General features: G+C 60.6%; 17 protein-coding genes and 1 pseudogene. 8 read left to right on the forward strand and 10 right to left on the reverse strand.

Translation table 11 applies throughout. The annotated features are described in order from the left end of the window. Nucleotides 1–3: 3 nt before the first annotated feature. Nucleotides 4–786, reverse strand: coding sequence for an ABC transporter substrate-binding protein (locus tag HGP12_RS01200; RefSeq protein WP_168838735.1), 783 nt, complete (start codon nucleotides 784–786; stop codon nucleotides 4–6). A gap of 480 nt (nucleotides 787–1,266) precedes the next feature. Between HGP12_RS01200 and HGP12_RS01205 the strand changes: the two genes are divergently transcribed. Then, nucleotides 1,267–3,714 carry an OmpA family protein gene (locus tag HGP12_RS01205; RefSeq protein ID WP_168838736.1) on the forward strand — a complete coding sequence of 816 codons (2,448 nt, stop codon included), beginning with the start codon at nucleotides 1,267–1,269 and terminating at the stop codon, nucleotides 3,712–3,714. Between the two features lie 50 nt (nucleotides 3,715–3,764). Here the strand turns inward: HGP12_RS01205 and mobB are convergent, their stop codons facing one another. From mobB to HGP12_RS01220, 3 genes are read right to left on the reverse strand one after another with little or no spacing between them, the layout of a single operon-like run. Further along, nucleotides 3,765–4,295: a molybdopterin-guanine dinucleotide biosynthesis protein B gene (mobB, locus tag HGP12_RS01210; RefSeq protein WP_168838737.1), complete on the reverse strand. Its 531-nt coding sequence runs from the start codon at nucleotides 4,293–4,295 to the stop codon at nucleotides 3,765–3,767. Beyond that, nucleotides 4,292–4,942 carry a molybdenum cofactor guanylyltransferase MobA gene (gene mobA, locus HGP12_RS01215; RefSeq protein WP_168838738.1) on the reverse strand — a complete coding sequence of 217 codons (651 nt, stop codon included), beginning with the start codon at nucleotides 4,940–4,942 and terminating at the stop codon, nucleotides 4,292–4,294. The genes mobB and mobA overlap by 4 nt, the downstream gene beginning before the upstream one ends. Before the next feature lie 10 nt (nucleotides 4,943–4,952). Further along, nucleotides 4,953–5,864: a DMT family transporter gene (locus tag HGP12_RS01220; protein ID WP_168838739.1), complete on the reverse strand. Its 912-nt coding sequence runs from the start codon at nucleotides 5,862–5,864 to the stop codon at nucleotides 4,953–4,955. A 334-nt stretch (nucleotides 5,865–6,198) separates the two neighbouring features. Between HGP12_RS01220 and HGP12_RS01225 the strand changes: the two genes are divergently transcribed. Beyond that, a complete protein-coding gene (locus HGP12_RS01225; protein ID WP_168838740.1) occupies nucleotides 6,199–8,748 on the forward strand; it encodes a methyl-accepting chemotaxis protein in 2,550 nt (849 codons plus the stop codon). 68 nt (nucleotides 8,749–8,816) lie between these two features. Here HGP12_RS01225 and HGP12_RS01230 read toward each other — a convergent pair whose 3' ends face one another. Beyond that, complete coding sequence (locus tag HGP12_RS01230; RefSeq protein ID WP_168838741.1) at nucleotides 8,817–9,524, reverse strand: YafY family protein; 708 nt, start codon at nucleotides 9,522–9,524, stop codon at nucleotides 8,817–8,819. Between the two features lie 100 nt (nucleotides 9,525–9,624). Here HGP12_RS01230 and HGP12_RS01235 point away from each other — a divergent pair, with 100 nt between their 5' ends. Then, entirely contained in the window at nucleotides 9,625–10,023 is a 399-nt protein-coding gene (locus tag HGP12_RS01235; protein ID WP_168838742.1) for a VOC family protein, read from the forward strand. A 270-nt stretch (nucleotides 10,024–10,293) separates the two neighbouring features. Here HGP12_RS01235 and moaA read toward each other — a convergent pair whose 3' ends face one another. Beyond that, entirely contained in the window at nucleotides 10,294–11,283 is a 990-nt protein-coding gene (moaA, locus tag HGP12_RS01240) for a GTP 3',8-cyclase MoaA (RefSeq protein ID WP_205926308.1), read from the reverse strand. A 194-nt stretch (nucleotides 11,284–11,477) separates the two neighbouring features. Between moaA and HGP12_RS01245 the strand changes: the two genes are divergently transcribed. Then, nucleotides 11,478–11,852, forward strand: a complete 375-nt coding sequence (locus HGP12_RS01245; protein ID WP_168838744.1) for a gamma-butyrobetaine hydroxylase-like domain-containing protein — start codon at nucleotides 11,478–11,480, stop codon at nucleotides 11,850–11,852. 34 nt (nucleotides 11,853–11,886) lie between these two features. Beyond that, complete coding sequence (locus HGP12_RS01250; protein WP_168838745.1) at nucleotides 11,887–13,086, forward strand: low temperature requirement protein A; 1,200 nt, start codon at nucleotides 11,887–11,889, stop codon at nucleotides 13,084–13,086. On the opposite strand, the gene HGP12_RS01255 is transcribed toward HGP12_RS01250, so the two are convergent. After that, nucleotides 13,080–13,565: a MarR family winged helix-turn-helix transcriptional regulator gene (locus HGP12_RS01255; protein WP_168838746.1), complete on the reverse strand. Its 486-nt coding sequence runs from the start codon at nucleotides 13,563–13,565 to the stop codon at nucleotides 13,080–13,082. The two genes, HGP12_RS01250 and HGP12_RS01255, sit on opposite strands and share 7 nt — an antisense overlap. Nucleotides 13,566–13,610: 45 nt before the next feature. On the opposite strand from HGP12_RS01255, the pseudogene HGP12_RS01260 reads away from it, so the two are divergent. Together HGP12_RS01260 and HGP12_RS01265 are read left to right on the forward strand one after the other, a co-directional pair. Then, nucleotides 13,611–14,573: pseudogene (locus HGP12_RS01260) on the forward strand (alpha/beta hydrolase); the annotation flags it as partial. 57 nt (nucleotides 14,574–14,630) lie between these two features. Further along, entirely contained in the window at nucleotides 14,631–15,239 is a 609-nt protein-coding gene (locus HGP12_RS01265) for a pyridoxamine 5'-phosphate oxidase family protein (protein ID WP_168839159.1), read from the forward strand. A 75-nt stretch (nucleotides 15,240–15,314) separates the two neighbouring features. Here HGP12_RS01265 and HGP12_RS01270 read toward each other — a convergent pair whose 3' ends face one another. The 3 genes from HGP12_RS01270 to fumC form a co-directional block, all read right to left on the reverse strand. After that, the gene (locus HGP12_RS01270) at nucleotides 15,315–16,382 is read right to left on the reverse strand and encodes a GGDEF domain-containing protein (RefSeq protein ID WP_168838747.1); all 1,068 of its coding nucleotides are present in this window, start codon (nucleotides 16,380–16,382) and stop codon (nucleotides 15,315–15,317) included. 198 nt (nucleotides 16,383–16,580) lie between these two features. Continuing rightward, nucleotides 16,581–18,188, reverse strand: a complete 1,608-nt coding sequence (locus tag HGP12_RS01275; protein WP_168838748.1) for a fumarate hydratase — start codon at nucleotides 18,186–18,188, stop codon at nucleotides 16,581–16,583. Between the two features lie 367 nt (nucleotides 18,189–18,555). Further along, complete coding sequence (gene fumC / locus HGP12_RS01280) at nucleotides 18,556–19,947, reverse strand: class II fumarate hydratase (protein WP_168838749.1); 1,392 nt, start codon at nucleotides 19,945–19,947, stop codon at nucleotides 18,556–18,558. Between the two features lie 405 nt (nucleotides 19,948–20,352). Here fumC and HGP12_RS01285 point away from each other — a divergent pair, with 405 nt between their 5' ends. Next, complete coding sequence (locus HGP12_RS01285; protein ID WP_168838750.1) at nucleotides 20,353–22,251, forward strand: murein L,D-transpeptidase; 1,899 nt, start codon at nucleotides 20,353–20,355, stop codon at nucleotides 22,249–22,251. The last annotated feature ends 24 nt before the right edge of the window (nucleotides 22,252–22,275 follow it).

Raw genomic sequence — 22,275 nt, forward strand, 5'->3', positions numbered from 1 at the left:
CGATCAGTCGCCGTAAACGTCGAAGTCGAAGTACTTATCCTGAATCTTCTTATAGGTACCATCCGCGCGGATCGCTTCGATGGCTGCATTGAGCTTGTCGCGGAGAGCCGTATCGCCCTTTCGGATAGCGATGCCAGCACCGGCACCGTTGATGATCGGGTCGTTTTTCAGCGTGCCGAGCATCTTGCAGCAGCTGCCCGCGTCCGACTTTACCCAATCCGACAGCACGACGACATCATCGATGGCGGCGTCGATACGGCCATTGCCGAGGTCGAGCTTGTATTCGTCAGCCGACGGATAGAGCTTCAGCTCCGCGTCCTTCAGGTGGGCGGAGGCGTAGTTGGCGTGCGTCGTCGAGGACTGCGCGCCGATCGACTTGCCCTTCAGGCCTTCGTTGGTGGCTTCCTTGATGGTGGAATCCTTCGGAACGGCGATCGCCGGCGGCGTGTTGTAGATCTTGTTGGTGAAGTCAACGATCTTCTGGCGTTCCGGCGTGATCGACATGGACGAGATGATAGCGTCGAACTTCTTGGCTTGCAGGGCCGGAATGATGCCGTCGAAATCCTGATTCACGAAAGTGCACTTGACCTTCATGTGATCGCAAAGCGCATTGGTTATATCGATGTCGAAGCCGACGAACTTGCCACCGGCGTCAAGCGATTCGAAGGGCGGGTAGGTCGCGTCGGTGCCGAACACGATCGAGTCGCCGTCGGCAAGCGCCGCACCGGCGACAAGCGACATCACGGCGAAAGACGCAGCGGCAAAAAGACGAGTGGAGATGCGCATATTGACCCTCTCTGTTGGCGGCCGGCAGCTCTTATTGTTGATTGGCAGACGGCTCGAGTGGAGCAGGCCCTTGGCCTGCCTTGCGGCGATATTCGTACTTTTTTTTCGAAAAATGCAACTGGAATTACGAGGATAATTGTTGCGGTGCGATCGCGCGGCAATACGAATGCGCTGGCGCCGGACGATTTTAGGCCGAAACGACCCAAACCTGAATCCGCGCTGGAAACAAACAGGTAGAGCATGATGTCGTCTGAAATCCCCTCACACTTTTCGGCGTCATGCCCTGGCCAGAATTCTGAACGTAAGCCGTCCGGCGCATTCAGCCAGGGTTAATTACGGCCACCTAATAGTTCGGGAACATATAACGGCCTGCCGCGATTCAGCCTCATCAGAACCGAAAATCGGCCGGGATCTTGAGGCATCGGCATGCCTGCTGAGATTCGCAATTCGGCGGACAAAGATCATAAGAGGAGACCCCATATGGGAAAGCGATCCAGACTATTTGCCAGCGCCGCGTTTCCGCTGCTTTCGCTATCGCTCGCATTCGAGCCGGCGGCGGCCGCGGCGTTTCGCGAACAGCCCATCGCGCCGCTAAACAACGGTATTGCGGCTGCCGCGAACTCGAGTTTCGAAGTTGCGCAGCAGGAGGCTCCGGCCGCCCAGCCGGACGAAGAGCCGCAGCTCAAGCGCAAGAAGCCTGCCGAGGGCAGTGAAGGTGAGCCGCAAGGCCAAAAGCATCACGGCGAACCGGCAGAGCAGGGCGGTGGACAGCAGCAACACCAGATGAAGCAGGCCGCGCCTGAGGCCGAGCCGCAGCAGAAGGCGCCGAAGGAGCAGCCGGAAGCTCAGCCGCCGAAGCCTCAGCGCCAGCCGGCCGCAGAGGCCCAGCCGGAGCCGAAGAAGCAGCGCCAGCAGCCGGCGGAGGAGCCTCAGGCTCAACCGGAAGCCAAGCCGCAGCCGAAGGCCATAGCCCCTGAAGCGGAGCCGGAAGCTAAGCAGCCTAAGCCGAAGGCGAAGCAGCCCGAGGCAGAGCAACCGGCCGAGGCCCCGCAGCCGAAGGCCAAGCAGCAGCCCGCCGAGGAAGTGCAGCCGAAGGCCAAGCCCGCACCGAAGGAGCAGCCGGCGCCGGCCCAGAAGGAGGCTCCCGCCGCCCAGCAGCCGCAGAACCAGGAAGCTCAGCCTGGAAAGCAGGCGCAACCGGAGCAAAACGCTCATCCCAAGCAGCAGGGTCAATCCGCAAACCCGGCGAAGCAGCCGGCCGAACAGCAGCCGGCGCCTGCGGGCGAACCCGCGCAGGGTCACAAAGCTCAGCCGGGGACCGAGGCACAGCCTGGGACACAGGCGCAGCCTGAAGCTCAGTCCGGAACGCCGGTAACGCCAGGCGCCCAACAGGGACAGAAGCAGGGCGGCGACAAGACCCACGGCAAGCAGCCGCAAAACCAGCAGCAGGGCGAGCAACCCGGCGTCAATCCGCAGCAGCCGGCACAGAAGGGCGAGCCGCAGGCGCAACCCGCACAAACGGGCAACCAAGCGGCGCCGCAGCCCGGCAAGCAGCAGCCGACGAACGGCGCCGAAGCGCCGGCTCAGGGCAATGCAGCACCAGCACCCGCCAATGGCAACGGCCAGCAGGCTGGCGAAATAAAGCTGCCACCGGCCGAGCAGGTCTCGCCGCAGGAGCTGGAGCGCCGCAAGAAGATCGCGGAAAACCCCGCTTCCGCCAATGGCCCCGTCATCCTGCCGGTTGAAAACGGCAGCGCGGTTCTGGACAGCCAGAAGGATGCAGTTCGTCGGGGCGAGCATCTGAACAAAGGTCAGAATCCCGGCACGCCGGGCGCCCAGGGCGGCGCTGGACAGGCCGGCCAGGTCCAGCAGAACGGGCAGGTGCAGAATGCTCCGGCCCAGCAGCCGCCACCGGCTTACACCAAGCCGCCGACCTCCGACGCCGAGGCGCAGCGCGCGGCAGCAGGCGGTCAGCCGCAGCCGCCGGTCAAGATGGAGGCAGTGACCAGCGAACAGGGCCGCCGGATCGATCGCCGACCGGATTTTGCCCCGCCGCAAGGTACGACGTACCAGACCATCATCAATCAGGACAACCGTACGGTCGTGAATGTCGACAACACCTATGTCGTTCGTCACGACGATACCGAGCGGTTCGTCCGTGGCGGCGAACGGCCGATCTACGAACAGCTGCAACGGGACCGCTATCGCGAGACGATCGATCAGCCCGATGGCGATCGCGTCGTGACGATCCGCAATCGCTATGGGGACATCGTCCAGCGCTCGCGCATCGATGCCAGCGGCCGCGAATATGTGCTGTTCTACTCGCCGGAACTGGAAGATCGTCCCGACAATGACGATTATTTCCGCGACCCGGGCGACGATCTGCCGCCGATGCGCCTGCTCATCCCTCTGAGCCAGTACATCATCGACACGGCGACCAACCGCGATGCGGACTACTACGACTTCCTGCGCGAGCCGCCGGTCGAGCCGGTCGAGCGCATCTATTCGGTCAACGAAGTCCGCTACTCGGCTCGTATCCGTGACAAGATCCGCCGTATCGACCTCGATACGATCACCTTCGCGACGGGCAGCGCCGATATTCCGATGACCCAGGCGAGCACGCTGCGTGGCGTGGCCGATGGCATATCGAAAATCGTCAAGCGCGATCCGACCGAAACCTTCCTGATCGAGGGGCATACGGATGCCGTGGGCACGGCGGAGAGCAACCTGATCCTCTCTGACCGTCGCGCGGAATCGGTCGCAAATGTTCTGACGGACGTCTACGGCATTCCGGCCGCGAACCTGGTCACCCAGGGTTATGGCGAGCAATATCTCAAGGTGAATACGCTTGGACCGGCGCAGGAAAACCGCCGCGTCACCATCCGCCGCATCACGCCGCTGGTGCGCCCGGTTGCCTCCAATCAGTAAGCATCAGGCTACATTCGCATGAGAAGGGCCGCCGGGAAACTGGCGGCCTTTCATTTTGCCGGTTTGCCAAGGCCGACGATGGTGGCGATGAAATCGGCGATCGCGAGGGTGTCGTCAAGATCGAAAGTGGAAAGCAAGCCAGCGTCTTCCACCAAATGATCGGCGGCGATGGCGACGATATGGGGATCCTGCGGCGCAAGGGGCTCGCGCTGGGCGGCTTCCAGGCGGCGGGCTTCGATTTTCGGGATGGGCTCGCGCTTGTAGCCCTCGATCAATACGAGGTCGCAAGGGGCGAGGCGCGCCAGTATCTCTTCGAAGCTCGGCTCAGGGTCGCCGCGCAGTTCATGCATGATGGCATAGCGGGTGCCGGAAACGATGGTAACTTCGTGTGCTCCGGCCTCGCGATGCCGGAAGCTGTCGGCGCCGACCTTGTCGATATCGAAATCATGATGCGCGTGCTTGATCGTCGAAATCCGATAGCCTCGCCGGGTGAATTCCGTCACCAGGCGTACGGCAAGGCCGGTCTTGCCGGAATTCTTCCAGCCGGCAATACCGAAAATCTTCGGTCGGGATTTGGTCATGATGCGTTTTCCAATGCTGCCAGCCATGTCTCCGCTTCGACAAGCTCCGCGGGCGTATTGATGTTAAAGAACGGGTCGAGCGGGCCGATCCGCGTTTCGATCGCGGGGAATTCTACCCGCCTGATATTATGCCGTGCGAGAAAACCCCTGACGCGCCGTTTCTCATCCGAAACGATCCATGTTTCCAGATCGGTGGCAGCAGAGACCGGCCAGAGGCCGAAAACCGGATGGTCCTGTCCGAGGGATGCGGCAATCGCAATCTCATCGGGAGATGCGACGGCATGCGCTAGCCGCGCGATGAGGTCGAGCGGGAAGAAGGGACTGTCTATCGGGATCGTGGCGACATGCGAAGCCTGCGGATAGCTGCGTGCCGTATCCTGCATGGCGGCAAGCACGCCTGCGAGAGGGCCAAGTTTTCCTGAGATTTCGTCCGGAACCAGCCGCATCCCCATGGTGTCGGGCCAATCGGCGTCTGCATTCAAGGCGATAGGCTTGCTTTGGCGCCGCGCGATCCGCGAGGAGATGCGGCTGATCAAGCTTTCGCCACCGAGCAGAGCGAAGGCTTTGTTCGCGCCCATGCGGCTTGACCGGCCTCCGGCAAGGAGGACGACCGGAATATTCTCTGCGCTCGCGATGAAACTGGGCATGACCGAGACCTCAGGCCGGGACGCGCGGTTCTGATTCCTGCGCGACGGGATCGACATTGCGTCGTTTGCTCTCCCGATAGAAGGTATAGATGCCGGAAGCTATGACAATCGCCGCGCCGAAGATGGACCAACCGTCCGGCACTTCGTCGAAGATAATCAAACCGAGCAAGGCAGACCAGATGAGGCTCAGATAGCGGAACGGTGCGACGAAGGAGATTTCGCCGGTGCGCATCGCCAGGATCACCGCCTGATACCCGATCAGCACGAGAACCGAGGCCAACAGGATCTGCATAAGCGACGTCGTGCTCACCGGCTGCCATCCCCCGAAAGGAACGATGCACAAGGCGCCGAAGACGGATATGGAAATTGCTGTGCAGAGGGTGATCATCAGCGATGGCACCTCCTTGTCGATGCAGCGCGTCGCCAGATCGCGGGCGGCGGTCGCAAACATGCAGGCGATGACGAGCAGCGCAGCCGTAGTGAAACCCTGCGGGCCGGGCCGGATGATGATCAGCACGCCCATGAAGCCGACGCCAATCGCAGTCCAGCGCCTCCACCCCACGGGCTCCTTGAGAAAGATCATCGCGCCGAGCGTGACCGCCAGCGGTACGGCCTGCTGGATGGCGGCGGCATTGGCGATGGGCATCATCCCGAGCGCGGTGATGTAGGTTGCGGCGGCGATTGCCTCACAGGCGATGCGCAGTGCGATCATCGGCTGCAATATGACCTTCCAGGAGCGCAGGGAGCCCATCCTGCGGGCCAGCAGATAGACCAAAAAGCTGGTGAACAGGCCGCGGATGAAGATGATCTCGCCGGCATTCATGGTGGCGATAACCGTTTTGGACAGCGCGTCGCCGCAGCAAAAAGCGGCCATGGATGCCGCCATGAAGAGCGCGCCCTGGGTATTCTTGGTCAGTCGCATGAGAAAGATGAGTCCTCGATATGTCCTTCTGGATTAGCGCCGTTTTTCGCAAATTGGAATCGATAGTCCGTTTATGATGGTCAAATTCGATTGTGCGTTGCGGTAGAATTGTTGCGCACGGAGGGCAGCTTTTCGGCCCATGGTCGCGGAATGATACAGAGGTTGCAGATTTTTTGCCGATACAACGGCTTTTAATCGCGCGATTAATTCTTATTCAATCTTATTTTCCGACGCTTGCTGCGGTTTTGCATGAGGCAGAAGCACTTACCGCAGCGCAGCAGGAATGACGATCCCGCCTTCGCCGGATATTTTTATAATCCAGTTGAGGCGCCGCATGTTTTTCATTGATCGTCTTCTGCAAGGCCGTCGAATTGTAACCAAGGTCCTCATTTTCGTGGTGCCCCTGGTGGTTCTCATCGCCGGCGTCGGCCTGGCCGGCTATCACACGGCCAATATTCTGAACGGCCATATGACCGTCACGCGCGCGACGATTGAAAATATCAGCGACTTCGAAAACCTGCAGGCCGCCCTGCAGGAGTTTACCGCTTCGCCTTCGGAGGAGACACGCCAGGCGCTTACGGCGAAGATCGACGCCCAGGAGCAGGGCGTGCATCGGCTGAGCGGATTGCTGAGCGACGACCAGCGCGCCAAGATCGTTCCGGTCAGCGAGCTTGCCGCCAAGATGCGTTCGCAGGAGGCCACGCTCTGGACTATCCGGCAGAAACAGAACGGCGATGTCGACGCCATCCAGAAGGCGGTGCAAAACATCGCGGCGACGGCCAAGGCGGCCGGTAAGCAGATCGACATCATTCGCAAGGATTTCGGCGACAAGGAAACCTTCGCCAAGGAACTGCTTTACGATGCCGCCGCCTATAAGGGGCTGTCGGAGAAGATGAGCAATCTGCGCATCCAAGTGCAGATGGCTGCCGATTCCACCGAAGAGATTTCGGATGCGCGCACCTATGCCGATGCCATTCTGAAGCAGGTAAAGGTTTCAAAGGCTCTCGTATCCAAACGTGGCGCGGCTCTCGTCGCGAACGCTTCAGATGCCGCCGACAAGCTTGACGCGGTGTTGAAGGGTTCAGACACGCCCGATCAGAAGGTCGAGGCGATGGCCCCCGTCCTGCAGAGCTTCGTGAAGATCGAAGGCGAGATGACCTTGCAGTCGGCCAAGAACAGCGACACCGCGGCCGATCGCTTCGTCAGCCTGGACAAGATCATCGATGGCCAGAAGGAGCTTCTGGACCATGTCGACCAGGCGCTCGGCATCGTCGATCGCCTGGCGCTGCATGCATCGCGCATGGAAAACGTCCGCGATGCTGCCTCGCGCGATCCGGTGCTTGCCGACCTAAAAGACCTGCAGACCGTTGCAGCCAGGATCTCGGAACTTGGCCAAACCAATGCCACGATGCGCGATTTTGCCGCTCACATGAAGCCGCTGATCGATGGCCTGACCAACGGCTCGGCCGATCTGCTGCAGACCGCGGCCGATTGGAAAACGACGCGCGTTCAGTCGAACGGCCTGCTCGCCGATGCCATGACGTCGCTGCGCAGCTTCGTCGCCCAGGCACAGGAGCTCGGCAAGGAAGACAGCGAACGCTCGGCCAATGTCTCGGTCATCGCCATGATCGTCGGCACGCTGCTTGCCATCATCGGCGGCCTGATGCTGGTGGAAACCCTGCGTGGCCCGCTGAAGCGCGTTACCGACGTCATGACCCGCCTTGCTAGCGGCGATCTGGACGTGGCGATCGACGGCCGCAATCGCGGTGACGAGATCGGCGACATGGTGCGTTCCGTCAGCGTCTTCCGCGATGCCGCGCTCGAAAATGTCCGTCTGGAGCGAGAAGCGGAAAGTGCGCGTGCGCTTTCCGCCGAGGAAACGTCCCGCCGCGCCGCTGAACGCGCCCGCATCGAGGCCGAGCAGAAGCAGGCGCTCAATGCCCTGGCTGACGTTCTTGCCAAGCTTGCCGACGGCAATCTGGAGGAGGGCATGCGTGAAGACCTCTCTGCTGATTTCGTGGAAATGGCCTTCACCTACAATCATGCGATCGAGGCGCTGCGCGAGACCCTGACGGACGTTCGCTACACGGCCGAAGAAATCAAGGGCGGCACTGGCAACCTCGCCATGTCGGCCGACGATCTGGCGCGGCGCACCGAGCAGCAGGCGGCCGCTCTCGAGGAAAGCTCGCGGGCTCTGCATCGCCTCAGCGACGTGGTGCGCTCGACGGCCGACCGCGCACGGCAGACGGCGACATCCGTCAATGAGACACAGGCGTATGCGACCCAATCCGGCGAAGTAGTCGCCAAGGCCGTGGGTGCCATGAGCGAGATCAATCGTTCGTCGGAGAAGATCGCCACGATCATCGGCGTCATCGATGAGATCGCCTTCCAGACCAATCTGCTGGCGCTGAATGCCGGCGTCGAGGCTGCTCGTGCCGGCGAGGCAGGCCGCGGTTTTGCGGTGGTGGCACAGGAAGTGCGCGAGCTGGCGCAACGCTGCGCCAATGCGGCGAAGGAGATCAAGGGCCTGATTTCGGCAAGTTCCGCCCAGGTACAGAACGGCGTTCATCTGGTCGAGCAGACCGGCGCTGCGCTGGCGGAGATCATCAGCCACGTTACCGGCGTCCAGAAGCTGGTTGCCGATATTTCGTCGGCGACCACCGAGCAGTCGACCGGTATCGAGGAAGTCACCCGTGCGGTGTCCGAGGTGGAACTCATCACGCAGCGCAACGCGGCCATGGTCGAGGAAAACAATGCCGAGATCCATGGCCTGCGCCAACGCGTCGACATGCTCTCAGAGAAGATAGACCGTTTCCGGACGGGCGAGGGCGAGGCGGAATACCAAGGCTATGGCGACGCCGGAACACGGTATCGCGCTGCTTAAATCGGTATATCAGCAAAAATCTATAATCCATTGAAAAGACCGGCCAACGTGCGGGCATTTTCCATCGATTATGACAAGTGCGGAGATAGACGAACCTGGTCTTCGCGCCAGCGCTGCCAGCGGCGGCGCAATTCGCCCGACCGCAAGCCAATGGGCTCATCGAGTATCTCTGCCGCGGCGATGCGGTCGGTGCGGAAATGGCGGAAGCCCTGTCGTAGTTCGCACCAGGCGACCAGCAGGCTGCTCGTTTCGGCATAACCGAGGATCACCGGCCACACCGTGCGTTCGGTTTCCTCGCTTGCCTCCGAATTGTACCGCAGCCGCAGTTTCATGCCGTTGCGGATTGCCGATCTGAGCAGCGATGCATCGACACGTTCCTCAGGCTTGCCGCTTGTCGGTCTTGCGCCCACGCTCGGCTCGATGACGAAAAGGCGAAGGCGCTCGGGGACGACGGCGGCGATCTTTGCCACGACATCGCGCGCCGCATTGGCGAGCACCTTGTCCGAATGGGCGGAGACCCATTGCGCGCCCAACACCACCGCCTCCAACTCGTCAGGCGCCAGCATCAGTGGCGGCATGTCGTAGCCGGCAGCGAGCAGGTAGCCCAACCCAGCCTCACCCTCGATCGGGACTCGCTGGCCAATCAGGTCCGCGACGTCGCGATAGACGGTGCGCTTGGAGACCTCCAGTTCCGCCGCCAGCGCGCTCGCCGTCACCGGCCGGGTCGATCGGCGCAGAATCTGGATGATCTGAAACAGTCGGTCGGCACGGCGCATCGCATACTTACTCCTGCTGACAGTATGCTGGCAGCAGGGGCGTGCGACAAGGGGTTCTGCGAGGCCGCGAAGGCTTTGCGGTCAATCGAAAGGACCAGTTATGAAGTTGGCTTCCACCCGTCTCATCGCAGGCGATATCAAGGCCATGGTTGCCTTTTATGAGATGGTAACCGGGCTCCAAGCCCGATGGCTCGCCCCGGTCTTTGCCGAGATCGAGACCACGGCTGCAACCTTGGCCATCGGCTCCATCGAGACTGTCGCGCTTTGGAAGGAAGGCAGCGCCGAGCCCGGCGCCAATCGCACCGCCTATCTCGAATTCCAGGTCGAGGACATCGATTTGGAATACGAGCGCCTGAAAGACAAGGTTCCTCTCGTCCACGAGCTGAAGATAATGCCCTGGAGCAACAAGACCTTCCAGTTCCGTGACCCTGAGGGAACGGCAGTTTCGCTGTATATGCCGGCGACCGACGCGGCGAAGAAGCGCTTCGCGTCGCGCTAGAGCCGGATGATTTTAGGTCTGTTCGACCTACAATCTGAATCCGCTCTAGAATCAAAGAAGTAGAGCGTGATGTCGTCCGAAAACCGCCTACACTTTTCGGCATCACGCGCTAGGTTGCAGGAGGGCATCGTTCCGCCGTCCGGCTGCCGCCCCGACTGCAGACCGGCATCACGTTGGCCCGCACGAGGCTAAATAAACGGTGTGCGCGGATGAGCCGATCCGCTTACCGTGCGTGCCGGTCTGATTAGATCATCGGGCGAAATGGCGCGTTTAGCCGCCGGTGACGCTCATGTGGCGCGCGACCGCCGGTCGATTGTGCGTGCGGTCGATGATGAAGTCGTGGCCCTTCGGCTTGCGGGTGATCGCTTCGTCGATTGCGGCATTGAGCAGGGCGTCGCTCTCGCTCGCGCGCAGTGCCGTGCGCAGATCGGCCGCGTCGTTCTGCCCGAGGCACATATAGAGCGTGCCCGTACAGGTAAGCCGCACGCGATTGCAGCTCTCGCAGAAATTATGGGTCATCGGTGTGATGAAGCCGAGGCGGCCGCCGGTCTCCGTGACTTCGACGTAGCGGGCCGGGCCGCCTGTCTTGTAGGAAATATCGGTCAGCGTGAACTGACGTTCGAGATCGGCTCGCAGCTCGGAAAGCGGCAGATATCGGTCGGTGCGATCCTCATCGATCTCGCCCATGGGCATCGTCTCGATAACGGTCAGGTCCATGCCGCGACCATGAGCGAACCGCAGCAGGTCCGGAATTTCCTCTTCGTTGAAGCCTTTGAGAGCAACGGCATTCAGCTTGATCTTCAGGCCGGCTTTTTGCGCGGCGTCGATGCCCTCCATCACCTTGGAGAAATCTCCCCAGCGCGTGATGGTTCGGAATTTGTCGGGATCGAGCGTGTCGAGGGAAACGTTGATGCGCCTGACGCCGCAGTCGTAAAGTTCGTCGGCGTGGCGCGCGAGCTGCGATCCGTTGGTCGTCAGGGTCAGTTCGTCAAGTTCACCGTTTTGGACGTGCTTGCCGAGTTCGCGCACCAGGAACATGATGTTCTTGCGCACCAAAGGCTCGCCGCCGGTGAGCCTGATCTTGCGCACGCCCTTGGCGATGAAGGCGGAACAGAGCCGGTCGAGTTCTTCGAGCGTCAGCAGATCCTTCTTGGGCAGGAAGGTCATGTTCTCTGCCATGCAGTAGGTGCAGCGGAAGTCGCAGCGATCCGTCACGGAAACGCGCAGATAGGTGACGGCGCGCCCGAAAGGATCGATCATGGGGCCTGCATCCGCCTGAAGCGGTGATGCGTTGCCTATGCTGCCGACGATGCTGTTCACTCACGCCTCCATCAGACTTCTAATGTGGGCATAGGCGATTATTGCGTCAAGGAAAATGCTTCTCGATTACACTTGCGCGTGAACGAGCGGCGGCCTAATTCTCGAAAAAGACACTGAAAGGCATGGAAAAATCGATGAGCGACGTTTGGCCGACCGAATTGCGGGTCTCGAAGGACCGGCATCACCTCAAAGTGACATTCGACGATGGCGCGAGCTTCGATCTGCCGGCGGAAATGCTGCGGGTGCTGTCGCCTTCGGCCGAGGTGCAGGGGCATGGGCCGGGGCAGAAAGTCACCGTACCCGGCAAACGTAATGTCGGCATCATGTCCATGACGCCGACCGGCAACTATGCCGTGCGTATTGGATTCGACGACATGCACAATACCGGCATCTTCACCTGGATCTACCTGCGCGAACTCGGCGAGAAGGGTAGTGAACTTTTCGCGGCTTATGAGGCCGAATTGAAGGAAAAAGGCCTCAGCCGTGACCCGGGGCGAAGGCCGCACTAGCATAATCTCCAGCAACGGAAAGAAGGGCGTAGGCATGATCCTTGGGGGTAGGGAAAACTGGCTTCGCGCCAAGGGCAGCAAGAACGAGAGCAAGGTCTCCTTCGTCGAGCTGTTTTTTGATCTGGTGTTCGTTTTCTCGATTTCGCAGCTTGCGCATTCGCTGGCGGAGCATTTCACGCCGCTCGGCGCGCTGGAAGCCGTCATGCTGATCTTCGCGGTCTGGTGGGTCTGGGTCTGCACGGCATGGGTAACCAACTGGCTCGATCCAGATCGCATGCCGGTGCGCATCATGCTGTTCACGCTGATGTTTGCGGGTCTGATCCTCTCTGCCGCGATCCCCGAGGCCTTTGGCGAGAAGGCGATTTTCTTTGCCGGCGCCTATGTCTTCATGCAGGTCGGGCGCTCGTTGTTCACGGTCTACGCCCTCAAAAACACCAGCCCCAGCAACCACCGCAATTTCCTCCGCATCACCAGCTGGTTCGTATTGTCGGGTATTTTCTGGATCGCCGGTGCGCTGATGGAGGGTGAGGCGCGGATCATCCTCTGGCTGATCGCGGTCCTTATGGAATATTCGGCTCCCGCGCTCGGGTTCCGAGTTCCGGGTCTCGGCAAATCGACGACCGCCGACTGGGATGTTTCGGGCGCGCACTTTGCCGAACGCTGCGCCCTGTTCATCATCATCTGTCTCGGCGAGGCCGTCCTGCAGGCGGGCAAGGTCTTTGCCGATCAGCCGGTCACGCCCCTGATCGTTGCGGTATTCATCACCGCTTTCGTCGGCACCGTTGCCCTGTGGTGGATCTACTTCCAATTCGGGCATGAACGGGCGGCGCATCGCATCGAACATGACGACACGCCGGGCAGCCTGGCGCGCGAGGCCTTTACTTACGCGCATATTCTCATCCTCGCCGGTATCATCCTCAGCGTCGTCGGCGACGAATTCCTGTTCGCGCATCCGCACGAGCAGGCCGACATGCATGCGGCCGCCGCCATCCTTGGCGGCCCGGCCGTGTTTCTGGCCGGAAATCTGTGGTTCAAGGGAGCGACCACCGGCCGGGCGCCGCTGTCGCATATAGCGGGTCTCGTCGGATTGGCGCTGCTGCTTTTCACCTTGCCGATGGTCGTGGTCTACCAGCTCGGCATTCTCGCCACGGCCGTGCTCATCGTCGTGGCGATCTGGGAGTTCGCGTCTTTGAACCGGGTCGTCCCTTCGGCGCGATCAGCGGGCGATCACTGATCGCCGGCGGGTTCCAGCGGCTGTCGCTCTTCCTGTATCAGGAGGCCGACGACCCGCTCCATATGCACGGCAATTGCCTCGCATTCTTCGATCGGTGTGTCTGAGAGCGTCCAGTCGATGAGGGCGGTTTGTATGGTCATGGCTTCTTCGGTGACGCGCCGGCCCTCCTCGGTCAGATAGAGGCGCAGCACACGCTTGTCCTGCTTGTCGCCGCGCCTTTCGATCAGCCCACGATTTTCCATCTGCGGCAGCAGCATGCTCATGTTGGAGCGGCCGACCAGCAGTTTGCGGGCAAGTTCCTGCTGCGAAATCCCTTCGAAGCGAAACAGGTTGACGAGAATGTCGAGATGCGGCGGCTTGATGTCGAGATGGACCAAGGCCCTTGTGAGCGATTGCTGCATCAGCTGGCAGGCGCGTGCGACGGCGACCCAGCTTCGAAAACGAGGATGGTCCCAGGGTAGGGGTTGATTTTTGTTCATCGTTGTACTTTATTGTTCATAGTTGAACATTATCGGATTCCCACTATGCCATCCTTTGCGCTCAAGGTCACCCGGTCGGGTCTGTCCGGCCTTGGAAGGCTGTCCCCGCGGCTTGCCGGCAAGGCCGCGTTCCGGCTTTTCTGCCTGACGCCCTCGCGCCGTCCCCGCGGCGCCAAGGCCAGGGCGGCGCATATGGAGGGCAGGGAACGCCTTCTGACCGCGGAGCAGGTCATGCTGCCGTTTCCGGGCGGCCGCGCGATGGCCTATCGCTTCAATGGCGGAGCAAAGGGGCCGCGAAAGCGCTATCTCGTTGTACATGGTTGGGGCTCCAGCAGCGAATATATGTCCGAGTTGACGGTGTTCCTTGCGGGCAGCGGAGCGGAAGTCATCTCGCTGGATCTTCCAGGCCACGGCCGCTCGGGCGGACGGTTCCTGAACGTGCGTTTGGCCGTTTCCGCCATTGCCGCGGCGTTTGCCCGCTTCGGCGGCTTCGATGCCGCCATCGGGCACTCCTTCGGTGGCGCATCTCTGGCACTGGCGTGCGCGGGCTTTCTGCCTGATGTCGATCCGGTTCATCCGGGCAAATTGGTACTGATCGGCGCGCCGAGCGCCATGGGGTGGCTGTTTAAGGATTTCGGCCGCCTGATGAGGCTTAGGCCCGCGACACAGGCCGCTTTGGAAGACGAAGTTCGCCGGGTGACAGGCAGGACGCTTGCCTCCTATGACCAGAAACGCGGCAAGCTCGATCCAGGCCGGCCCGTCCTCGTCATCCATGCCGAGGACGACAAGGAGGTGAGTGCCGAACATGCACGCGCCTACGCTGCCCAGGGATCGCATGTGCGTCTGTTCTGGGCCAATGGCTTCGGGCATCGGCGCATCGTCGGCGCCGCTCCAGTGTTCGAGGCGATCGACGTTTTTCTGTCGGAGATCGCGGACGCGGAAAATCCACTCGAAAACGGTGACGGTACGGTGCTATCGTTTTACCGAATCCCGCAGCGCCGCTCCTCCCAGAAGAACTTGCGTCGCGCGGGCCTTGGACAAGTCGCCAGAAAACCGCGAGGCAGCATGCGTATCGTCACTTCAGTCGAGGAACTAAAAGAGATCTATGGTGATGCGGGCGAAGCTTCGATCACCAAGGTGACGACGGTGTTGACGCCGCTTTATCGCCGGATGATCGAAGCCTCTCCCTTCATGGCGCTGGCAACGGTGGGGCCGGAAGGGCTCGATTGCTCACCGCGCGGTGACTTGGGTGGCGTCGTCCGCGTCGCGGACGAACAGACGCTGCATCTTCCGGATTGGCGCGGCAACAACCGCGTCGATTCGCTTGCGAACATCGTGCGCGACCCGCGCATCGCGCTGATGTTTCTGATTCCGGGATCGAATACGACGATGCGGCTCAACGGCAGAGCAGTTGTTTCGATCGAGCCGGCCTTGCTGGACGGTTTCAAGATGGATGGCAAGCATCCGCGCTGCGTCGTCGTGATCACGATCGAGGAAGTGTATTTCCAGTGCGCCCGAGCGGTGATGCGGGCCGAGCTATGGAATGCGGAACGGTTTGCCGATCCGTCCAGCCTGCCGAGCCCGGGCATGATGCTCAAGGCGGCAAAAGACGATTTCGATCAGGAAACCTATGATCGCGAAGCGCCGGCGAGGGCTGCCAAGACGCTTTGGTAAGCCCAAAACGACCCTGGCAAGCAAAGCCGCCGGCCTGCATGGGAAGGCAGGGCCGGCGGGTGGTTGGCTGCGCTTCTAGTTCTTGTAGATGAGCCAACTTTTGGTGAAGTCTTTCTGCATGCCTTCCTGGTAGATGCTGCTGCAGTTGCGGCCGGCATTCTTGGCACAATAGAGCGCCAGGTCGGCCTTATTGTATAGTTCGCCGGAATCAACGGCTTCCGAGGCCATGCAGGCGCCGAGCGACAGCGTGATCGGACCGTAGTCAACGCGTGTTCGGGAGTTTTTGAACGGCGTCGTCTCAAGCGTGCGGCGGATCCGCTCGCAGACCATCGCAACTTCCTCGACATTGGTGGCTTCCAGAATCAGGGCGAATTCCTCTCCGCCGACGCGAGCCACGAAAACGTCGCGCCGGACATTGGCGCGAATGATGGATGCGACGGTTGCCAGGATCTTGTCGCCGACCGGATGGCCGAACGTATCGTTGATGCGCTTGAAATGATCGATGTCGGCCAGCACCAGCGCCGTTGTCGGCCGGGTCAGCTGATTGTCGAAGATGGGGACCAGGCGATCCTCGAAAGCGCGCCGATTGGAAAGCCTGGTCAGGGCGTCGGTATTGGCAATGCGCTTGTATTCATCCAGTTCCTTGCGGACCTGGTCCATTTCCTGACTGCGCTGGACAACGTTCTCCACCGTTTTTTCGCCCTGCGCCATGGTATCGCCGGTCGCCGCGGTCAGTATGTCGATGGCACCACGCAACAGCTCGGCGCTGTTGTGGCTTCTTGAGCTTATGTTCTCACAGGTCTCGCCAAGCAGCCGGTTATAGCTTTGGAGGGTGGCCTGCTCCTGCTGCAATGCGCGCAGGACCGTATCGAGCCCGATGGTCAAGCGGGCATGTGCGTCATCGAAAACACGGCCCGCATGATGCGGAAAATACTTGGCTCCGATCGCATCCAGTTTCTCCTGGGTGGCGCTGTTGCCGAGTGCTGCAAATTCGCGCGTGAGGGCGGGATTGGAGCCGATATAGGCTTCATAGAAAAGCTCGTAATTGCGCGGAATAGGTGCGATGCCCATCGAACGCATGGCATAGGTAATCTGCCCCGCCACGTCGGGATTTTGCGCCTTTGGCGCAATCGCCGTACTCATCGTGAGCTCCGTAACATGTATTGGTTAAATCCCATTTTTATTTATACGCAGAATCTTTGAAAAAATATTAAGAGATTGATAGTGAGAAATTGTTGATCCGTAAAGTTTTATTCAAAAGTAGTATAATTAAGGTATGCTTTTACATACGAAGGCGCCGTCGGCGCCTTCGTTCAAGCCGGGCAATAATAGTCTTGAATATTACCCCAGGTTGAGTTCCTGGAAGAAGTCGTTGCCCTTGTCGTCGATGACGATGAAGGCTGGGAAATCCTCCACCTCGATCTTCCAGACGGCTTCCATGCCAAGTTCCGGATATTCCAGAACATCGACTTTTTTGATGCAATCCTGAGCGAGGCGGGCGGCCGGACCGCCGATCGAGCCGAGATAGAAACCGCCATGCGCCTTGCAGGCCTCGCGTACGGCGCGCGAGCGGTTGCCTTTGGCGAGCATCACCATGGAGCCGCCGAAGGACTGGAACTGGTCGACATAGCTGTCCATGCGGCCGGCCGTCGTCGGGCCAAAGGAACCGGATGCGTAGCCGGCGGGTGTCTTGGCCGGGCCGGCGTAGTAAACCGGATGGTTCTTGAGGTAATCCGGCATGCCCTGGCCCTTTTCCAGGCGCTCGCGGATCTTTGCATGCGCCAGGTCGCGCGCCACGATGATCGTGCCGGTGAGCGACAGGCGCGTTTTGACCGGATGCTGCGACAGTTCAGCCAGAATATCCGCCATCGGCCGGTTGAGATCGATGCGCACCATCGATTCGGAGAGCTTTGCCTCGTCGATCTCGGGCATGTATTTGGAGGGATCGGTCTCGAGCTGCTCGATGAAGATGCCGTCGCGCGTGATCTTGCCCTTGGCCTGGCGGTCGGCGGAACAGGAAACGCCGAGGCCGATCGGCAGCGAGGCGCCATGGCGGGGCAGGCGGATGACGCGCACGTCGTGGCAGAAATACTTGCCGCCGAATTGCGCGCCGACGCCGAGGCTCTGCGTCAGCTTATGGATTTCCTTTTCCATTTCGATATCCCGGAAGGCGTGCCCGCTTTCGGAGCCTTCCGTGGGAAGACAGTCCAGATACCGCGTCGAGGCGAGTTTGACCGTCTTGAGGTTCATCTCGGCCGAGGTGCCGCCGATGACGATGGCGAGATGGTAGGGGGGACAGGCCGCCGTGCCGAGCGTCAGGATCTTCTCCTTCAGGAAATCCAGCATGCGGTCATGCGTCAGAAGCGACGGCGTGCCCTGATAGAGAAAGGTCTTGTTGGCCGAGCCGCCGCCTTTTGCGACGAAGAGGAACTCGTAGGCGTCGGTGCCTTCCTCGTAGATATCGATCTGGGCCGGCAGATTGTTCTTGGTGTTCTTTTCCTCGAACATCTTGATCGGCGCGAGCTGCGAATAGCGCAGGTTCTTCTTCTCGTAGGCGTCGAGTACGCCCTTGGCGAGCGCTGCGCTGTCGCCGCCTTCCGTCCAGACGCGGCGCCCCTTCTTGGCCATGATGATCGCCGTGCCGGTATCCTGGCACATCGGAAGCACGCCGCCGGCGGCAATATTGGCATTCTTCAGCAGATCGTAGGCAACGAAGCGGTCGTTGTCGGTCGCCTCGGGGTCTTCCAGGATCGAGGCCAGCTGCTTCAGGTGGCCGGGGCGCAGCAGGTGATTGATATCGGCGAAAGCCGTCTCGGCAAGCAGGCGGATGCCCTCGGGATCGACGGTCAGGATGTCCTGGCCCTTGAAGGTATCGACGGAGACGTAATCGCCGGAAATCTTGCGATACGGAGTGGCGTCATCGCCGAGAGGAAATAGATCGTCAGCCATTTGGGAAACCTTTCGAGCCGGATGGCGGAGGAGATGTTTGGAAACGATCTAAATCCGGCTGGAGCCAAATGCAATTGTTTGGCTGCTAAGTCGAAATTTCAAAATGGGAGTTTGTTGGCGGTGCGCGCGTGGGTCGGACGGGTCTTCCGACGCTGAAACCTTGTGCCCGGCCCCTCACCCTAGCCCTCTCCCCGCTCATACGAGGAGAGGGGACGACCGCGCAAGATAGTGGCCGTTCGACCAGGGAGGTTTGCCATCTAACGAGGGAAACTCCCTCTCCCCGCAAGCGGGGAGAGGGCTGGGGTGAGGGGCCAGGCAGATCACCGCGTTGCCGAGGGACGTGCCTGACCTTCGCAGAACGAGGAACTCACCTAGGCCCGATCATGGTCTCCGGCCGGACGATGGCGTCATATTCTTCCGAGGAGACCAATCCGCTAGCCAGTGCCTCTTCCTTCAGGGTCGTGCCATTCTTGTGCGCTGTCTTGGCGATCTTGGCGGCATTGTCGTAGCCGATCTTCGGCGCGAGCGCCGTTACCAGCATCAGCGAGCGCTCCAGGCCGGCCTTGATGTTGTCCTCGCGGGCCTCGATGCCGACGACGCAATGATCCGTAAAGGAGACGGCGGCGTCGCCGAGCAGCTGCACCGACTGCAGGAAATTGTAGGCCATCATCGGATTGTAGACGTTAAGCTCGAAGTGACCCTGGCTGCCGGCAAAGGTCAGCGCGGCATTGTTGCCGAAGATGTGAATACAGACCTGCGTCAGCGCCTCGCACTGTGTCGGATTGACTTTGCCCGGCATGATCGACGAGCCCGGCTCGTTTTCCGGCAAAGCCAGTTCGCCGAGACCTGAGCGCGGGCCGGAGCCGAGCAGGCGGATATCGTTGGCGATCTTGAAGAGCGCCGCTGCCGCCGCATTGATGGCGCCATGGCTGAAGACCATCGAATCATGGGCGGCCAGCGCCTCGAACTTGTTCGGCGCGGTGACGAAGGGCAGGCCGGTGATCTTGGCGATCTCGTCGGCAACCTTCTCGGCAAAGCCGATCGGCGCATTGAGGCCGGTTCCGACCGCCGTGCCGCCCTGGGCGAGTTCGCAGAGACCCGGCAGCGTCAGCTCGATGCGCTTGATCGACGACGCAACCTGCGCGGCATAGCCTGAAAATTCCTGGCCGAGCGTCAGAGGCGTGGCATCCTGCGTGTGGGTGCGGCCGATCTTGATGATATGGGCGAAGTCGGCGACCTTCTTTTCCAGCGCCGCATGCAGATGCCGCAGGGCCGGCAGCAGGTGATGGACGATCTGCTCGGCGCAGGCGATGTGCATGGCCGTCGGATAGGTATCGTTCGACGACTGGCTCATGTTCACGTGATCGTTCGGATGCACTGGCTTCTTCGAGCCCATGACGCCGCCAAGCATCTCGATCGCGCGGTTGGAGATCACCTCGTTGGCATTCATATTCGACTGCGTGCCCGAGCCGGTCTGCCAGACGACGAGCGGGAAATGGTCGTTGAGCTTGCCGTCAATGACTTCTTGCGCCGCAGCGGCGATCGTCTTGCCGAGCTCCGGGTCGAGCTGGCCGAGTTCCACGTTGGCGCGCGCTGCCGCCTGTTTGACGATGCCGAGAGCGCGGACGACCGACAGCGGTTGCTTTTCCCAGCCGATCTTAAAATTGCCAAGCGAGCGCTGCGCCTGCGCGCCCCAATAACGGTCGCTGGCGACCTCGATCGGGCCGAAGGTATCGGTTTCGGTGCGGGTGGACGTCATGTTGCTGGTCCTGCTTTCCATTGAGACGGATAGCAGCCATATAGGCCCGAACGGCGCCCAAGAAAACATCAAAGCGCTATTTCATGATCCTAGTGGTCATGTTTTCTCCCGCTGCGGCGTGCCCTTTTTAACACGCTCTCCATATATTCGCAGAAGTGCATTTCCACATGCTTAAAAAGGCTGGGAAATTTCAATAAAAGATTAACCAATAATTTCATAATTTTGTGTGAACTGAGCCACGGAAAGCGCCGATTCTTCGTAATGTGAAGGTGAGGCATTGAACGAAAGGCGGGTCTCGCCGTTTTCATTCTAGTGGGTATACGATGTTTCAAGACATCGCGGCCGAGTTGAAGACAGCCCCGCCAGGCTCGAAGTTATCGCACGATACAGGGACCCGATTAGAGAATGAAACTTGCCATCAAAGCCACAGCATCCGTCCTGGCTCTTTCCTGCTGCCTTTCCTCCATCGGCGTAACCTCCGCGAACGCGATGACTCTCATGGATTTCATCCGTGGCGGTCAAGGACGTCAGCAGAGCACACAGGTTTCGGCGCCGGTTCCCGGCAATCCGGCGCAGACGCTGAATCCTGATCAGCCTCCGCAGGCAAAACAGCCGCTGCCGACGGTGGATGCGCCGAAGTATTATACTTACAAGGCGGATTCGATGCGTCTGGTTTCGACCGCGCATTTTGCCGATCCGGTGGTGACTGGCGCGGTCGCCGACGCCTCTCCGGCGCCGGTCGCGGTCGATACCGAGATTTCGCAGCGTCGCTATCTTTCCGATGCGCGCGTCATGGCAACCAACGATATCGCCAAGGCGATCGAATCTTACTACGCCGATCAGAGCAAACCGCTTCTCTGGGTTGCGGATCACGCCATGAGCGACAAGGCGAAGGCCGCCATGACGGTTCTTGCCGATGCCGGTTCCGTTGGTCTCGACCCCGCCGATTATGCTGTGACGCCGCCCGGCGATGATGCTGCAAATGCCGACCCCGTGTTGCGTGATCGGGCTCTCATGCAGTTCGAGCTGGCGCTCTCCAGCAAGGTGCTGATGTTCGTCCAGGATACGGTCCGCGGCCGTCTCGACCCGAACAGGATCTCCGGCTATCACGACTTCAAGCGCAAGGACGTCAACCTGATGGCGATGCTCGACGTGTTGCGCGCCAGCCCCGACGTCGCCGCCTATCTCAACAGCCGCAGCCCATCCAACCAGCAGTTCACGCTGCTGAAGGCCGAGCTTGCGAAGTTGCGAGCCGAATCCGGTTCCGATGGCACCCGTATTTCGATTTCCTTGAGCGGCACCCTGAAGCCGGGCAGCAGCTCGCCGGAAATGGCCAATATCGTCAAGGCGATCGAGCATCGCGGATCGGATGCGCTGAAAACCGCCCATGCCGATCTTTTCGCGGCCTATCTGGGTACGCCTGACTACACGCCGGAACTGGTGTCGCTGGTCGAAGACTTCCAGAGGGAAAAGGGACTGACCGCTGACGGCGTAATCGGCCCGTCCTCCGTCCGGGCCATGGTCGGCGAGAACAACGATACGAAGATCCAGAAGCTCGTCGTTGCCATGGAACAGCTCCGCTGGCTTCCGGCCGAACTCGGACCGCGCTACGTCTTCATCAACCAGCCGGCGTTCATGGTCTATTACTACAATAATAACCAGGAACAGTTGTCGATGCGTGTCGTCGTCGGCGGCAAGCAGCACCAGACCTTCTTCTTCGAAAATCAGGTGCAGACGGTCGAGTTCAATCCTTTCTGGGGCGTTCCGCAGTCGATCATCATCAACGAGATGCTGCCGAAGCTGCGCTCTGATCCGAACTATCTCGACCGCATGGGCTATCAGGTCGAAGTTGGCGGTCGGGCAGTCGCATCGTCGAGCGTCGACTGGTACGGCTCGACGAAGAGCATCTCGGTTCGCCAGCCGCCGAGCAGCGACAACGCGCTGGGCGAGCTGAAGATCCTCTTCCCAAATTCGCACGCCATCTACATGCACGACACGCCGCAGAAAAGCTTCTTCAAGAAGGATATGCGCGCACTCAGCCATGGCTGCGTCCGCCTTGCCGATCCGCGCGCAATGGCTGCCGCCGTTCTGAACACCACGGTCGACGATGTCGCCAAGCAGATCGCGGCCGGCCAGAACAAGGCGGTCGCCGTGCCGCAGAAGTTCCCGATCTACATTGCTTACTTTACGGCCTGGCCGAACAAGGACGGCGTCGTCCAGTATTTCAACGACGTCTACGATCGCGACGCGGCAACGCTGAAGGCGCTCGATGCCACGACAAAGGCGCGCACTGCTCAGATCTGAGTTCTGTGCAGCGGAAAAACAAAA

The sequence above is a fragment of the Rhizobium sp. P28RR-XV genome, assembly GCF_012641385.1.
Taxonomy (GTDB): Bacteria; Pseudomonadota; Alphaproteobacteria; order Rhizobiales; family Rhizobiaceae; genus Rhizobium.

Coding starts and splice junctions, on each gene's coding strand:
- HGP12_RS01250 (WP_168838745.1), top strand. CDS start 11,887: ATGATCCTTGGGGGTAGGGAAAACTGGCTTCGCGCCAAGGGCAGCAAG.
- mobA (WP_168838738.1), bottom strand. CDS start 4,942: ATGCCCAGTTTCATCGCGAGCGCAGAGAATATTCCGGTCGTCCTCCTT.
- HGP12_RS01205 (WP_168838736.1), top strand. CDS start 1,267: ATGGGAAAGCGATCCAGACTATTTGCCAGCGCCGCGTTTCCGCTGCTT.
- HGP12_RS01230 (WP_168838741.1), bottom strand. CDS start 9,524: ATGCGCCGTGCCGACCGACTGTTTCAGATCATCCAGATTCTGCGCCGA.
- HGP12_RS01235 (WP_168838742.1), top strand. CDS start 9,625: ATGAAGTTGGCTTCCACCCGTCTCATCGCAGGCGATATCAAGGCCATG.
- HGP12_RS01245 (WP_168838744.1), top strand. CDS start 11,478: ATGAGCGACGTTTGGCCGACCGAATTGCGGGTCTCGAAGGACCGGCAT.
- mobB (WP_168838737.1), bottom strand. CDS start 4,295: ATGACCAAATCCCGACCGAAGATTTTCGGTATTGCCGGCTGGAAGAAT.
- HGP12_RS01265 (WP_168839159.1), top strand. CDS start 14,631: ATGCGTATCGTCACTTCAGTCGAGGAACTAAAAGAGATCTATGGTGAT.
- HGP12_RS01200 (WP_168838735.1), bottom strand. CDS start 786: ATGCGCATCTCCACTCGTCTTTTTGCCGCTGCGTCTTTCGCCGTGATG.
- moaA (WP_205926308.1), bottom strand. CDS start 11,283: ATGATCGATCCTTTCGGGCGCGCCGTCACCTATCTGCGCGTTTCCGTG.
- HGP12_RS01225 (WP_168838740.1), top strand. CDS start 6,199: ATGTTTTTCATTGATCGTCTTCTGCAAGGCCGTCGAATTGTAACCAAG.
- HGP12_RS01255 (WP_168838746.1), bottom strand. CDS start 13,565: ATGAACAAAAATCAACCCCTACCCTGGGACCATCCTCGTTTTCGAAGC.
- HGP12_RS01285 (WP_168838750.1), top strand. CDS start 20,353: ATGAAACTTGCCATCAAAGCCACAGCATCCGTCCTGGCTCTTTCCTGC.
- HGP12_RS01275 (WP_168838748.1), bottom strand. CDS start 18,188: ATGGCTGACGATCTATTTCCTCTCGGCGATGACGCCACTCCGTATCGC.
- fumC (WP_168838749.1), bottom strand. CDS start 19,947: ATGACGTCCACCCGCACCGAAACCGATACCTTCGGCCCGATCGAGGTC.
- HGP12_RS01220 (WP_168838739.1), bottom strand. CDS start 5,864: ATGCGACTGACCAAGAATACCCAGGGCGCGCTCTTCATGGCGGCATCC.
- HGP12_RS01270 (WP_168838747.1), bottom strand. CDS start 16,382: ATGAGTACGGCGATTGCGCCAAAGGCGCAAAATCCCGACGTGGCGGGG.